This is a genomic window from Burkholderia sp. Tr-862 (genome assembly GCF_011753085.1).
Classification (GTDB): domain Bacteria; phylum Pseudomonadota; class Gammaproteobacteria; order Burkholderiales; family Burkholderiaceae; genus Burkholderia; species Burkholderia ambifaria.
Map to the genome: position 1 here is coordinate 1 of NZ_VWWG01000170.1, position 13,715 is coordinate 13,715.

Consider the following 13,715-nt stretch of genomic DNA (forward strand, 5'->3'; position numbering starts at 1 on the left):
CCGCCGTCGGCACGACCGGCTGCGGCAGCGCGGTGAAACCGGCCGCGACGGCGGCGGGCTTCGATGTGTCGCCGACCACGGGCGTGCTTACCGGCTCGGTCGCCGACGCGGCGGCGGCCACGGCCGCGGCCTCGTTCTTCGGGTTCTGACGTTCGACGAGGTAGTAGTCGAGCACGCGGCGCGCGATCGGGCCCGCGGCCTGCGCACCCCAGCCGCCGTTTTCGACAACCAGCGCGACGGCGATCTGCGGATGGTCGACCGGCGCATACGCGATGAACAGCGCGTGGTCGCGCAGGTGTTCGGCGAGCAGGTGGCCCTTGTAGTTCGAGCCCTGCAGCGAGAACACCTGCGCGGTACCGGTCTTGCCGGCCGCGAGGTACGATGCGCCGCGGAACACCTTGTACGCGGTGCCGGACGGATTCTCGATCACGTTTTCCATCCCGCGCTTCACGACGTCGATGTCGCCCTGCTTGAGCGGGATCACTTCGCTTTCCTTCGGCACGGTCAGGTGGCGTGCTCGCGAGATCGGATCCTCGACTTCCTTCACGAGGTGGGGCTTCATCACGACGCCGTTGTTCGCGAGCGTCGCGGTGGCATGCGCGAGCTGCAGGATCGTGTACGAGTTGTAGCCCTGGCCGATCCCGAGACTGATCGTTTCGCCGTCGAACCACTTCTGCTGCGCGGCCTTCTTGAACGCCTTCTTCTTCCAGTCGGTCGACGGCAGGATCCCGCGCGCCTCGCCCTGGATGTCGATGCCCGTGATCTGGCCGAAACCGAACGGCTTCATGAAGTTCGCGATCGCGTTCACGCCAAGGTCGCGTGCGAGCATGTAGAAGTAGGTGTCGTTCGACACCATGATCGCCTTGTTCATGTCGACCCAGCCCTGGCCCGAGCGCACGTCGTTGCGGAACGTGTGGCCGCCGAACGTGAAGTAGCCGGGATCCTGGAAGCCCCAGCCCGGCGTGCGCTTGCCGAGCGTCAGGCCGGCCAGCGCCATGAACGGCTTGTACGTCGAGCCGGGCGGGTAGGTGCCGTGCAGCGGCCGGTTCAGCAGCGGTTTGTCGGGCGAGTTGTTCAGCTCGTCCCAGGTCTGCTGGTCGATGCCGTCGACGAACGAGTTCGGGTCGAAGCTCGGCGACGACACGAACGCCAGCACGTCGCCCGTCTTCGGCTCGATCGCGACGAGCGCGCCGCGCTTGCCGGCGAACGCCTGCTCGGCGACCTGCTGCAGCCCGATGTCGAGCGACAGCACCAGGTTGTTGCCGGGCGTCGCCTGCGTGCGCGACAGCGTGCGCACGGGCCGGCCGCCGGCCGTCACCTCGACTTCCTCGAAGCCCGTGAGGCCATGCAGCTCGGCTTCGTAGCTCTGCTCGACGCCGATCTTGCCGATGTAGTCGGTGCCCTTGTAGTTGTTCGCGTCGCGACGCGGATCGTAATGTTCCTGGTCGCTGTCGTTGTCGTCGCTCATCGCATCGATGCGATCCTGGTCGCGCTTCGAGATCCGGCCGATGTAGCCGATCACGTGCGCGGCCGTCATGCCGAGCGGGTACTGGCGGAACAGCCGCGCGCGCACGTCGACGCCGGGGAAGCGGAAGCGCTGCGCGGTGAAGCGCGCGACTTCCGCGTCGGTGAGGCGCGTGCGGATCGGCAGGCTCTCGAAGTTCTTCGAGTCTTCCTGCAGCTTCTTGAAGCGGCGGCGGTCGCGTGCGTCGATCGGGATGATCTCGGACAGCTTGTCGATCGTGTTGTCGAGCGTGTCGTCGAGCTTCGACGGCGTGATCTCGAGCGTGTACGCCGAATAGTTCTTCGCGAGGACCACGCCGTTGCGGTCGGTGATGATCCCGCGGTTCGGTACGATCGGCGCGACCGAGATGCGATTTTCCTCGGCCTGCAGCGCGTATTTGCCATGCTGCATCAGCTGCAGGTAGAAGAAGCGGCTCGCGAGCAGCCCGAAGCAGACGAACACGAACACGCCCGCCGCCGCGACGCGCAGGCGGAACTTCGAGAGCTGCTGTTGGGTGTCGTTGAATTCGGTCATGCGGTTACATTTGATCCGGCCCACGCGCGGCGAGCGCGCGCGGGCGAGGGGCCGCCCCGGAGCGCGGCGCGCGGCGGGCGTAGGGGCGGTGGGTGTTCAAGGTCGGTCCCGGTGCGGCTCAGATGGGGCGCGTATCGTCCGGGTCGACCGGGCGGCGTTGCGGCATCAGCAGCAGGTGGCTCGCGATCGGCCACAGCGCGGCCTCGACGAAGCCGTCCACCAGATAGCGCCAGCCGGGAAACGCGGCGCCCATTACGAGGCGGATCACGAACGGCACCAGCTGCGCGACGACGAGCAGCGGCGTGACATACAGCACCTGCACGCCGATCGGCATCCACAGCACGCGGCGGTGGATCGTGATCGCGCCGTACGACAGCAGCGTATAGGCGAGCGCGTGCTCGCCGAGCAGCCCCGCGTCATGCACGTCCATCAGGATGCCGAGCACGAACGCGACGCCCATCCCGACCTTGCGCGGCTGATGGATGTTCCAGAACAGCAGCACGAGCGCGACGAAATCGGGCACGCCGGGCAGGCGGCCCCACGGCATCAGGTTCAGCAGGAACGCGGCGGCGAGGCTGAAGACGATGAAGTACGGGTTGACCGGCTGCAGGATGTATTGCGGACGGTTCATCGCTGGGCTCCTGGTTGCCCGGCCGCGGGCTTCGCGGGCGCGGCAGCGGGCTGGGCCGGAGCGGCGGGCACCGCCGGCGCGGGTTTCGCGCCGGGTGCGGCCGCGGCGGCCGGCTTCGCATTCGCGTCGGCCTTCTCGGCTTTCTCGCCCTTCGCGGCGGCCTTCGCAGCCTTCTTGCCCTTCGCGTTCTTGTCGGCGGCCGGCTCGAGCTCGGCCGGCCGCGGCGGGACGTCGTTCTGGTAATGCAGCACGAGCATCTGGCGCGCGCCGCGCACGGCGGCGACTGGTGCGCAGGTCACGCGGGCGAACGCGGTATCGGCGAGCTTGTCGACGTGCACGACCTTCGCGACCGGCAGGCCCGGCGGATAGACGCCGTCGAGGCCGCTCGTGACGAGCTCGTCGCCCGCGACGAGGTCCGAGCTCGTCGGCACGAAGCGCAGATCGAGCGAATCGCCCTTCGGCGTGCCATAGATCACGCTGCGCAGGCCGGTGCGCAGCACCTGCACGGGAATCGCGAGATCGCGGTCGGTGATCAGCGTGACTTCGGACTGCAGCGGGAACACGCGCGTGACCTGGCCGACCACGCCGTCCTCGCTGACGACCGGCGAGCCGTTCTGGATGCCTTGCTGCGAACCCTGGCCGATCACGATCTTCTGCGTGAACGGGTCGCTCGTGTCGTACTGGATCTCGACCGGGGTCGACTGCGTCGCGATGTGCTGGCGCAGCTCGAGCACCGCGCGCAGATGCATGTTTTCCTGCGCGAGCACGGCGGCCTGATTGGCCTGAGTGGACAGTTGCAGGTTGCGCTTGCGCAGCGCGTCGTTGTCGTGGCGCAGCGATGAACCCGTGACGGCGATGTCGGCCGCGCCCATGAACAGGTCGCGCGGCACGAGGGCCGCGCGCTGCAGCGGGTACAGCACGGTGCCGAGCACGCCGCGGACGATTTCGAGCGTGCTGAAGCGCGCGTCCGACACGAGGAGCGCGATGGCGAGGGCGACGAAGAAGATGAGCCGCGCGAGCGCGGGCGGACCTTGCTTGAAGAGGGGCGGCGGACTGTATTCCATGGTCGGCGCCGGGCGCGTGGTGATCGGTTAAATAATGCTCAGACGCGCAAACGGCGTGGCGGTTCGTTCTGAACGAGCGATCCGGCCACGCCGCGGGTGCGTCATATCAAACGGGACTGCTTAGGCGATCACTCGGCGATCACTCGTACGAGAAGATGCTGCCCAGCTTGTCCATGCGCTCGAGCGCCATGCCCGAGCCGCGCACGACGCAGGTGAGCGGGTCTTCGGCGACGAGCACCGGCAGGCCGGTTTCTTCCGCGAGCAGGCGATCGAGGTCGCGCAGCAGCGCGCCGCCGCCCGTCAGCATCATCCCGCGCTCGGCGATGTCGGCGCCGAGTTCCGGCGGCGTCTGCTCGAGGGCGATCTTCACCGACGACACGATCTGGTTCAGCGGATCGGTCAGCGCTTCGAGGATTTCATTGCTCGAGATCGTGAAGCTGCGCGGAATGCCTTCCGACAGGTTGCGGCCCTTCACTTCCATTTCCTTGACTTCGGAGCCCGGGAACGCGGAGCCGATTTCCTTCTTGATCGCCTCGGCGGTTTGCTCGCCGATCAGCATCCCGTAATTGCGTCGGATGTAGTTGACGATCGCTTCGTCGAACTTGTCGCCGCCGACGCGCACCGAGCCCTTGTACACGATGCCGCCGAGCGAGATCACGCCGACTTCGGTCGTGCCGCCGCCGATGTCGACGACCATCGAGCCGGTGGCTTCCGACACCGGCAGGCCCGCGCCGATCGCGGCCGCCATCGGCTCCTCGATCAGGTAGACCTGCGATGCGCCGGCGCCGTGCGCCGCTTCCTTGATCGCGCGGCGCTCGACCTGGGTCGAGCCGCACGGCACGCAGATGATGATGCGCGGCGAAGGCGAGAACATGCGCGACTCGTGCGCCGTCTTGATGAACTGCTTGATCATCTGCTCGGTGACGGTGAAGTCGGCGATCACGCCGTCCTTCATCGGGCGGATCGCCTCGATGTTGCCCGGCACCTTGCCGAGCATCTGCTTGGCTTCCTTGCCGACCGCCTGGATCGTTTTCTTGCCGTTGGGGCCGCCTTCCTGGCGAATCGACACGACGGAGGGCTCATCGAGCACGATGCCCTTGCCGCGCATGTAGATCAGGGTGTTTGCGGTGCCGAGGTCGATCGCGAGATCGTTGGAGAAGTAGCTGCGCAAAAAACCGAACATTCAGAATCCTGTTTCGCTCTGGGCCGGCCCTGCATAGCGAGCGCTGAGGGCGGCAGCGGAAAAAATAACAGCCTCGGGAAGCGTGGCGGAAGCGGCCGCCGCGGCGCACGAAGCTGCGAGTGATGTCTACCGGGGATCGCACGAAGCACGCACGGCTTGCCGAAACGAGGCGAAACGGTGCGGGAAAAGGCTGCCGGGTTTGGGTCGAACGCGTAATGATACCTTATAATTTCACGGTATTTGAATCGAAACGGGCGGTATTTTTGCCGCTTCGGCCCCGATTTTTGAGGGTGGGATCGCACCCTCCAACCCCCGCTGCGGCGCTGCTTTTGATGCGCCGCGCAGCCTTGTTTTTCCGGTGATCGCATGGCCCTGACCCTGACCGATGTGAAACGCATCGCGCACCTGGCGCGACTCGAAATGGCCGACGCCGACGCCGAGCACATGCTCGGCCAGCTCAATGAATTCTTCGGCCTCGTCGAACAGATGCAGGCGGTCGACACCGCCGGCATCGCGCCGCTCGCCCACCCGATCGAACAGATCCAGGAAGTCGCGCAGCGCCTGCGCGACGACGCCGTGACGGAAGTCGTCAATCGCGACGACAACCAGCGTCCGGCGCCGGCCGTCCAGGACGGCCTCTATCTGGTGCCGAAGGTGATCGAGTAAACATTCGATGACAAGCGCGCGGGCGCCGCGCCGCGCGCCACCCAGAATTCCCAGGAAAACCACTCAATGCACGCAAAAAGCCTGACCGAACTGCGCGCCGCGCTCGCCGCCAAGGAATGCTCGGCCGTCGAGCTCGCGCAGCTCTACCTGAAACGGATCGACGCGGCACGCGACCTGAACGCGTTCGTCCACGTCGACGCCGACCTCACCCTTGCGCAGGCGAAGGCCGCCGACGCCGAACTCGCGCGCGGCGCGGGCGGCGCGCTGACCGGCCTGCCGATCGCGCACAAGGACGTGTTCGTCACGCGCGGCTGGCGCTCGACCGCCGGCTCGAAGATGCTCGCGAACTACGAGAGCCCGTTCGACGCGACCGTCGTCGCCCGCCTGCAGGCGGCCGGCATGGTCACGCTCGGCAAGACCAACATGGACGAGTTCGCGATGGGCTCGTCGAACGAGAACTCCGCGTTCGGCGCGGTGAAGAACCCGTGGGATACCAACGCGGTGCCGGGCGGCAGCTCGGGCGGCAGCTCGGCCGCCGTCGCCGCGCGCCTCGCGCCGGCCGCGACCGGCACCGACACCGGCGGGTCGATCCGCCAGCCCGCGTCGTTCGCGGGCGTGACGGGCATCAAGCCGACCTACGGCCGCGTGTCGCGCTACGGGATGATCGCGTTCGCGTCGTCGCTCGACCAGGGCGGCCCGATGGCGCAGAGCGCGTCCGACTGCGCGCTGCTGCTGAACGCAATGTCCGGCTTCGACGAGCGCGACTCGACGAGCCTCGAGCGTGAAGACGAGGATTTCACGCGCCACCTCGGCCAGCCGTGGGCGGCCGGCAACGATGCGGGCAAGCCGCTTGCCGGGCTGCGCATCGGTCTGCCGAACGAGTATTTCGGCGACGGCCTCGCCGACGACGTGCGTGCGTCGATCGACGCGGCGCTCAAGCAGTACGAGGCGCTCGGCGCGACGCTCGTGCACGTGTCGCTGCCGAAAACCGAATTGTCGATCCCCGTGTACTACGTGATCGCGCCGGCCGAGGCGTCGTCGAACCTGTCGCGTTTCGACGGCGTGCGCTTCGGCCACCGCGCCGCGCAGTACGGCGACCTGCTCGACATGTACAAGAAGTCGCGCGCCGAAGGCTTCGGCCCCGAGGTGAAGCGCCGGATTCTCGTCGGTGCTTACGTGCTGTCGCACGGCTACTACGACGCGTACTACCTGCAAGCGCAGAAGATCCGCCGCATCATCGCGCAGGATTTCCAGGAGGCGTTCAAGTCCTGCGACGTGATCATGGGCCCGGCCTCGCCCACGGTCGCATGGGATCTCGGCTCGAAGGGCGACGATCCGGTGCAGATGTATCTCGCGGATATCTACACGCTGTCGGTGAGCCTCGCCGGCCTGCCCGGCATGAGCGTGCCGTGCGGCTTCGGCGCGGGCGCGAACGCGAAACGCCCGGTCGGTCTGCAGATCATCGGCAACTATTTCAACGAAGCCCGGATGCTGCAGGTCGCCGACGCGTTCCAGCGCGCGACCGACTGGCACAAGCAAGTTCCGGCGGGGGTGTAAGCATATGACTCAATGGGAAGTCGTCATCGGTCTCGAGACGCACGCGCAACTGTCGACCGTCTCGAAGATTTTCTCCGGCGCGCCGACGCAGTTCGGCGCCGAGCCGAACACGCAGGCGTGCCCGGTCGACCTGGCGCTGCCGGGCGTGCTGCCGGTGCTGAATCGCGGCGCGGTCGAGCGGGCGATCCGCTTCGGCCTCGCGATCGGCTCGACCATCGCGCCGCGCAGCATCTTCGCGCGCAAGAATTATTTCTACCCCGATCTGCCGAAGGGCTATCAGATCAGCCAGTACGAGATTCCGGTCGTGCAGGGCGGCCAGATCACGATCCAGGTGCCCGCCAACGAAAAGGCCGGCAAGCCAGCGTACGAGAAGACGGTCAACCTCACCCGCGCGCACCTCGAGGAAGATGCGGGCAAGTCGCTGCATGAAGACTTCGCCGGCATGACCGGGATCGACCTGAACCGCGCGGGCACGCCGCTGCTCGAGATCGTCACCGAGCCGGAAATGCGCAGCGCGGCCGAGGCCGTGGCCTATGCGAAGTCGCTGCACGCGCTCGTCGTGTGGCTCGGCATCTGCGACGGCAACATGCAGGAAGGCTCGTTCCGGTGCGACGCGAACGTGTCGGTGCGACCGGTCGGCCAGGAAAAGTTCGGCACGCGCGCGGAAATCAAGAACCTGAACTCGTTCCGGTTCCTTGAAGAAGCGATCAACTACGAAGTGCGTCGCCAGATCGAGCTGATCGAGGACGGCGGCGAAGTCGTGCAGGAAACGCGCCTCTACGATCCGGACAAGCGCGAGACGCGTTCGATGCGCAGCAAGGAAGATGCGCACGACTACCGCTACTTCCCCGACCCCGACCTGATGCCGCTCGTGATCGGCCAGGATTGGATCGAGCGCGTGCAGGCCGGGATGCCCGAACTGCCGGCCGCGATGCAGCAGCGCTTCGTCGAGCAATATGGCGTGTCCGCGTACGACGCGGGCGTGCTGACGTCGAGCAAGGCGATGGCCGCGTACTTCGAGGCCGTGGTCGCGAAGGCCGGCGCGGCGAACGCGAAGATCGCCGCGAACTGGCTGATGGGCGACGTGTCGTCGCAGCTGAACCGCGACGGCATCGAGATCGACGCGATTCCGGTCTCGGCAGCGCAGCTCGCGCTGGTGCTGCAGCGCATCGCCGACGGCACGATCTCGAACAAGATCGCGAAGGAAATCTTCTCGGCGATCTGGGACGAGAAGGCGACCGACGATGCCGCGGCCGACCGCATCATCGACGCGAAGGGCCTGAAGCAGATCTCCGACACCGGCGCGCTGGAAGCGATCATCGACGAGGTGCTCGCGGCGAACGCGAAGTCGGTCGAGGAATTCCGCGCGGGCAAGGAAAAGGCGTTCAACGCGCTGATCGGCCAGGCGATGAAGGCGACCAAGGGCAAGGCCAATCCGCAGCAGGTCAACGAACTGCTGAAGAAGAAGCTCGGCTGAACATGACAGCGCGCCTGAACCGCGCCTGACGACGGGCCGCCGCCGAACCTGTTCGGGGCGGCCCGTCGCTTTGGTGCATGCGTTATCGTGTGCGCGTGTGCATCGCACCGTCCAACGGAGGAATGAATGGCGAAACAACCGTCGCTCGACGATTTCCGCGTGCCGTACAGCGCGCGTGACAAGGAAGCTGCCGCATTCAAGCTCGAAGCGTTCGATCCGGCTGCGAAGCCGTTCTCGGCGGGGTCGAAGGATGCCGACCGCGAACGGCTCACCGCCGTGTCGACGGAGCTCGACGTGCAGCAGGAGCGCCTGCACACGCAGCAGAAGAAGCGCGTGCTGCTCGTGCTGCAGGGGATGGACACCAGCGGCAAGGACGGTACCGTGCGCGCGGTGTTTCGCGACGTCGATCCGCTCGGCCTGCGCATCGTGCCGTTCAAGGCGCCGACGCCGATCGAGGCCGCGCACGACTTCCTGTGGCGCGTGCACGCGCAGGCGCCGGCTGCGGGCGAACTCGCGATCTTCAACCGCAGCCACTACGAGGACGTACTCGTGCCGCGCGTGCTCGATCTCATCAGCGACAAGGAATGCGAGCGCCGCTACCGGCAGATCCGCGATTTCGAGACGATGCTCGCGGAGAACGGCACGACGATCGTCAAGTGCTTCCTGCACATCTCGAAGGACGAGCAGCGCGAGCGGCTGCAGGCACGCATCGACGATCCGACCAAGCACTGGAAGTTCGACATCTCCGATCTCGACGCGCGCAAGCACTGGGATGCATACCAGTCGGCGTACCGCGACGCGCTCGCCGCGACGTCGGCCGAGCATGCGCCGTGGTACGTGATCCCGGCGAACTCGAAAACCCATCGCAACGTAATGATCGCCGAGCTGCTGCTGCGCACGATGACCGACATGAAGCTCGAATTCCCGCCGCCGAAGCCGGAGCTCGAAGGCGTGAAGATCCGCTAGGCTGCGATCCTGTCAAACACATCGAACTGAACTGAACAACGGAACCCGACATGATGCGAGTGATTACCGCCAACCTGAACGGCATCCGCTCCGCCGCGAAGAAGGGCTTTTTCGAATGGCTTGGCGAACAGAACGCCGACTGCGTGTGCGTGCAGGAAATCAAGGTATCGGCCGACGACCTGCCGGCCGACTTCGTCGAGCCGCATGGCTTCAGGAGCTATTTCCACCACGCCGAGAAGAAGGGCTACAGCGGCGCGGGCGTGTACAGCCGCCACGAGCCCGATGACGTGATCATCGGCTTCGGCAGCAGCGAATTCGATGCCGAGGGGCGCTACGTCGAGGCACGCTACGGCAAGCTGTCGGTCGTGTCGGTGTACGTGCCGTCCGGCTCGAGCGGCGAAGAGCGTCAGCAGGCGAAGTACCGCTTCATGGACGAATTCATGCCGCATCTCGCCGAGCTGAAGAGCAGGCGCGAGGTGATCCTGTGCGGCGACGTGAACATTGTCCACAAGGAAATCGACATCAAGAACTGGAAGAGCAACCAGAAGAACTCGGGCTGCCTGCCGGAAGAGCGCGCGTGGCTCACGCAGCTGTTCGACGATGTCGGCTATGTCGACGTATTCCGCACGCTCGACCCGCGCCCCGAGCAGTACACGTGGTGGAGCAACCGCGGCCAGGCGTATGCGAAGAACGTCGGGTGGCGGATCGATTACCAGATCGCGACGCCGGGCGTGGCCGGCACCGCGAAGCGCACGTCGATCTTCAAGGACATCAAGTTCAGCGATCACGCGCCGCTGACGGTCGATTACGACTACAAGAAGTGATCGTCGGCGCTACGCGATGCGCGTAGCGGCCGAGCCAACCGGTTGCCGGATGCAAAACGGGCCGCATGTCGAACATGCGGCCCGTTTCGCTTGGGGGCGGCGCTTGCTGCCTTACTGCTTGAGCGACGCCATGTCCACCACGAACCGATACTTCACGTCGCTCTTGAGCATGCGCTCGTAAGCGGCATTGATCTGCTGCATCGGAATCGTTTCGATGTCCGACGTGATGCCGTGCTCCGCGCAGAAGTCGAGCATTTCCTGCGTTTCCGCGATCCCGCCGATCAGCGATCCCGCGAGACGGCGGCGCTTGAAGATCAGGTTGAACACCTGCGGCGACGGATGGTCGTGCTCCGGCGCGCCGACGAGCGTCATCGTGCCGTCGCGCTTCAACAGGTGCAGGAACGGGTTCAGGTCGTGCTGCGCGGCCACCGTGTTCAGGATGAAGTCGAAGCTGTTCAGGTGCGCGTTCATCTGCGCTTCGTCCTTCGAGATCACCACTTCGTGCGCGCCGAGCCGCTTGCCGTCCTCGATCTTCGACGGCGAGGTCGTGAACAGCACGACGTGCGCACCCATCGCGCGCGCGAGCTTCACGCCCATGTGGCCGAGCCCGCCGAGGCCGACGATCCCGACCTTCTTGCCGGGCCCGACGTTCCACTGGCGCAGCGGCGAGTAGGTCGTGATCCCCGCGCACAGCAGCGGCGCGGCGCCGGCCGGGTCCAGCGTCTCGGGCACGCGCAGCACGAACGCCTCGTCGACGACGAGCTGGGTCGAATAGCCGCCGTAGGTGATGTCGCCCGTCACGCGGTCCTGGCCGTTGTAGGTACCGACGAAGCCGTTTTCGCAATACTGTTCGAGGCCTTCCGCGCAGCTCGGGCAGGTGCGGCACGAATCGACGAGACAGCCGACGCCGACCAGCTCGCCGACCTTGAAGCGCGACACCTGCGGGCCGGTCGCGGTCACGCGGCCGACGATTTCATGGCCCGGCACGACCGGGTAGATCGTGTTGCGCCATTCGTTGCGGGCCTGGTGCAGGTCCGAGTGGCAGACGCCGCAGTAGAGCACCTCGATCTGGACGTCGAGGTCGCGCAGCGCGCGGCGCTGGAATTCGAACGGGGCGAGCGGCGATTGCGCATCGGTCGCCGCGTAAGCGTAGGTTGTGCTCATGCAGGGGGCTCCTTGTCCGGGAAAACATCCGGCGAAACAGACTGCCGCCGCGCCATGTGGCGACGCGGCGAGACAGGTGCCCATCGTACGGAGCGAGCCGCCGCGGCGAAATACACGAAGGTCTGGAAGATTTGCCCATTCCTCTCGAATTGCGCGCGAACGGCCGTCAAAATGCTTTCAAAAGTGCTACATTGCAAGCCAGATTCTCTTGCCGGACAGGACGACGCCGATGAGCTTCCAGCCCCTTTTCGACGATATGGGCGACCGTGTGCGGCGCCGCATGATCGAGCTGCATTCGAGCCTGGCGCCGAACGAGGGCGATACGCTGGCGGCGCTCGACGGCGTGCGCTTCTTCCGCGTGAGCCGGCCCGTGCCGCGCATGCCGGTGCTGTACGAGCCGAGCATCATCGTCGTGTGCCAGGGCCGCAAGCTCGGCTATCTCGGCGACCGGTCGTTCGTCTACGACGCGCAGCAGTATCTCGTGCTGTCGGTGCCGCTGCCGTTCGAATGCGAAACCTTCGCGAGCCCGGACGAGCCGTTTCTGGCGATCTCGATCCGCGTCGATCTCGCGGTGATCGCCGAACTCGCGATCCTGCTCGACGAGACGCTCGGCGCGGCGATCAGCGAGCCGCACGGCGTCTATTCGACGCCGCTCGATGCGCCGCTCGCCGACGCGGTGGTGCGACTCCTCGAAGCGCTCGCGTCGCCGCACGACACGTGCGTGCTCGGGCCGGCGATCATGCGCGAGATCGCGTACCGCGTGCTGACGGGCGCACAGGGCGACGCGATTCGCGCGGCGCTCGCCCAGCAGCATCATTTCGGCCGCGTCGCGAAGGCGCTGCGGCGCATCCATGCGGACCTGAAGGCCGATCTCGATGTCGAGACGCTCGCGCGCGAGGCCGGGATGAGCCTCGCGGTGTTCCACGCGCAGTTCAAGCACGTGACGGCGACGTCGCCGATGCAGTATGTGAAGGCCGCGCGCCTGCACCAGGCGCGGTTGATGATGGTGCAGGACGGCGTCGGCGCGGGTGCCGCCGCCGCGCGGGTCGGCTATGCGAGCGCGTCGCAGTTCAGCCGCGAGTTCAAGCGGCTGTTCGGCCGCAGCCCCGGTGACGAAGTGCGCTGGATGCGCGAGAGCGGCAGCCGGCCGGTCGAATCGGACGTCGGCGCGTAGCGCCGCGTCACGCGCCGGCGATGCCCGAGGGAAAGCCGAGGCCTGCGACGCTCAGCGCCGCACGATCTTGCGCCGCTGCGCGCTGATGCCCGCATAGTCGGGCAGCGTGTCGACGCGCTTGCCCGTCGCCTTCGCATACAGCGGCATCAGGTCCTGCAGGCGGTTCAGCAGATCCTGCCGCCGCGTCGCGCCGTACGGATGCATGTAGATGAAACCCGATGTCTTGTTCGCGCGCGTCGCCGCCGCGAGCTTCTCCCACAGCGTGATCGCCGCGCGCGGATCGAAGCCCGCGCGGGCGGCGATGTCGCCGCCGATCACGTCGGCTTCGGTTTCGTCGGTCGGGTCGTAGCGCAGCGTCTGCAGACGTGCGCCGAGGTTCAGCGCCTGCGGCAGCGGATCGCCGACGCCGAACAGCGGCGGCAGCGAGGCCGCGCGCAGCGACGTTTGCGACGCCGCGCTGAGATTGCTGCGCGCGTGTTCGCGCAGCGCATGGGCGATGCCGTGCGCGATCAGCACGCCGAGCTCGTCGTCGTTCAGGCGGACGCGATCGAGTATCCCGCCGTACACGAGCACCTTGCCGCCCGGCAGGCACGCGATGCGGATGTCACGCGAGCGGATCACGTTGACGTCCCACGCCCAGTTCTTCACGCGATCGTTCCACTTCACCGAATACGGCGCCAGCTTCAGGACGATCGCGCGCAGGCGTTTCACGCGCGGCTGGTTCGCGGGCAGCAGGCGGTCGCTGTCGGCGGCCGCTTGCACGATCTGCGCGTATTCGCTCGCGGTCACCTGTTCGAGCAGCGGCGACGGGATCAGCGTACGGAACGCGATCGCATTGCCGTAACGGACCTGCTGCGATGTCGGCGTATAGGCTTTCGTCGGCACGGCCGCGCCGCTCGGCTGCGCGGCTTCGGCGGCAGACGGCGCAACGATAGCCGCCGGCGTGGACGGAGAGCGGAAGAGCGTCGTGG

12 protein-coding genes are annotated in these 13,715 nt (G+C 66.7%); 6 read left to right on the top strand and 6 right to left on the bottom strand.

All coding sequences use genetic code 11. The annotated features are described in order from the left end of the window. The 4 genes from mrdA to F3J14_RS29125 form a co-directional block, all read right to left on the bottom strand. Positions 1–2,038, bottom strand: a 2,038-nt coding sequence (gene mrdA / locus F3J14_RS29110) for a penicillin-binding protein 2 (RefSeq protein ID WP_166725885.1), incomplete at its 3' end; no start/stop codon positions are given. Positions 2,039–2,156: 118 nt separating this feature from the next. Next, positions 2,157–2,669, bottom strand: coding sequence for a rod shape-determining protein MreD (gene mreD, locus F3J14_RS29115; protein ID WP_006755847.1), 513 nt, complete (start codon positions 2,667–2,669; stop codon positions 2,157–2,159). After that, complete coding sequence (gene mreC / locus F3J14_RS29120) at positions 2,666–3,733, bottom strand: rod shape-determining protein MreC (RefSeq protein ID WP_166725886.1); 1,068 nt, start codon at positions 3,731–3,733, stop codon at positions 2,666–2,668. The genes mreD and mreC overlap by 4 nt, the downstream gene beginning before the upstream one ends. Positions 3,734–3,872: 139 nt before the next feature. Further along, entirely contained in the window at positions 3,873–4,916 is a 1,044-nt protein-coding gene (locus F3J14_RS29125) for a rod shape-determining protein (RefSeq protein WP_004189550.1), read from the bottom strand. A gap of 366 nt (positions 4,917–5,282) precedes the next feature. Here F3J14_RS29125 and gatC point away from each other — a divergent pair, with 366 nt between their 5' ends. The 5 genes from gatC to F3J14_RS29150 all read left to right on the top strand — a co-directional run bounded on the left by gatC (position 5,283) and on the right by F3J14_RS29150 (position 10,406). Beyond that, positions 5,283–5,582, top strand: coding sequence for an Asp-tRNA(Asn)/Glu-tRNA(Gln) amidotransferase subunit GatC (gene gatC / locus F3J14_RS29130; RefSeq protein ID WP_006477478.1), 300 nt, complete (start codon positions 5,283–5,285; stop codon positions 5,580–5,582). Between the two features lie 66 nt (positions 5,583–5,648). Beyond that, the gene (gene gatA / locus F3J14_RS29135) at positions 5,649–7,139 is read left to right on the top strand and encodes an Asp-tRNA(Asn)/Glu-tRNA(Gln) amidotransferase subunit GatA (protein ID WP_166725887.1); all 1,491 of its coding nucleotides are present in this window, start codon (positions 5,649–5,651) and stop codon (positions 7,137–7,139) included. Positions 7,140–7,143: 4 nt separating this feature from the next. Further along, positions 7,144–8,616, top strand: coding sequence for an Asp-tRNA(Asn)/Glu-tRNA(Gln) amidotransferase subunit GatB (gatB, locus tag F3J14_RS29140; RefSeq protein ID WP_166725888.1), 1,473 nt, complete (start codon positions 7,144–7,146; stop codon positions 8,614–8,616). Between the two features lie 126 nt (positions 8,617–8,742). Further along, entirely contained in the window at positions 8,743–9,582 is an 840-nt protein-coding gene (locus F3J14_RS29145; RefSeq protein ID WP_166725889.1) for a polyphosphate kinase 2 family protein, read from the top strand. Between the two features lie 50 nt (positions 9,583–9,632). Further along, positions 9,633–10,406, top strand: coding sequence for an exodeoxyribonuclease III (locus F3J14_RS29150; protein WP_166725890.1), 774 nt, complete (start codon positions 9,633–9,635; stop codon positions 10,404–10,406). 111 nt (positions 10,407–10,517) lie between these two features. Here the strand turns inward: F3J14_RS29150 and F3J14_RS29155 are convergent, their stop codons facing one another. Continuing rightward, positions 10,518–11,570, bottom strand: a complete 1,053-nt coding sequence (locus F3J14_RS29155; protein WP_006755229.1) for an NAD(P)-dependent alcohol dehydrogenase — start codon at positions 11,568–11,570, stop codon at positions 10,518–10,520. A 229-nt stretch (positions 11,571–11,799) separates the two neighbouring features. On the opposite strand from F3J14_RS29155, the gene F3J14_RS29160 reads away from it, so the two are divergent. Further along, a complete protein-coding gene (locus tag F3J14_RS29160; protein ID WP_166725891.1) occupies positions 11,800–12,744 on the top strand; it encodes an AraC family transcriptional regulator in 945 nt (314 codons plus the stop codon). Positions 12,745–12,795: 51 nt separating this feature from the next. On the opposite strand, the gene F3J14_RS29165 is transcribed toward F3J14_RS29160, so the two are convergent. Next, on the bottom strand, positions 12,796–13,715 hold a 920-nt coding region (locus F3J14_RS29165), incomplete at its 5' end, for a M48 family metallopeptidase (RefSeq protein WP_168736350.1).

Excerpts from the sequence above, each read along its gene's own strand:
- gatA (WP_166725887.1), top strand. The coding sequence starts at position 5,649 with ATGCACGCAAAAAGCCTGACCGAACTGCGCGCCGCGCTCGCCGCCAAG.
- gatB (WP_166725888.1), top strand. The coding sequence starts at position 7,144 with ATGACTCAATGGGAAGTCGTCATCGGTCTCGAGACGCACGCGCAACTG.
- mreC (WP_166725886.1), bottom strand. The coding sequence starts at position 3,733 with ATGGAATACAGTCCGCCGCCCCTCTTCAAGCAAGGTCCGCCCGCGCTC.
- F3J14_RS29160 (WP_166725891.1), top strand. The coding sequence starts at position 11,800 with ATGAGCTTCCAGCCCCTTTTCGACGATATGGGCGACCGTGTGCGGCGC.
- gatC (WP_006477478.1), top strand. The coding sequence starts at position 5,283 with ATGGCCCTGACCCTGACCGATGTGAAACGCATCGCGCACCTGGCGCGA.
- mreD (WP_006755847.1), bottom strand. The coding sequence starts at position 2,669 with ATGAACCGTCCGCAATACATCCTGCAGCCGGTCAACCCGTACTTCATC.
- F3J14_RS29155 (WP_006755229.1), bottom strand. The coding sequence starts at position 11,570 with ATGAGCACAACCTACGCTTACGCGGCGACCGATGCGCAATCGCCGCTC.
- F3J14_RS29125 (WP_004189550.1), bottom strand. The coding sequence starts at position 4,916 with ATGTTCGGTTTTTTGCGCAGCTACTTCTCCAACGATCTCGCGATCGAC.
- F3J14_RS29145 (WP_166725889.1), top strand. The coding sequence starts at position 8,743 with ATGGCGAAACAACCGTCGCTCGACGATTTCCGCGTGCCGTACAGCGCG.
- F3J14_RS29150 (WP_166725890.1), top strand. The coding sequence starts at position 9,633 with ATGATGCGAGTGATTACCGCCAACCTGAACGGCATCCGCTCCGCCGCG.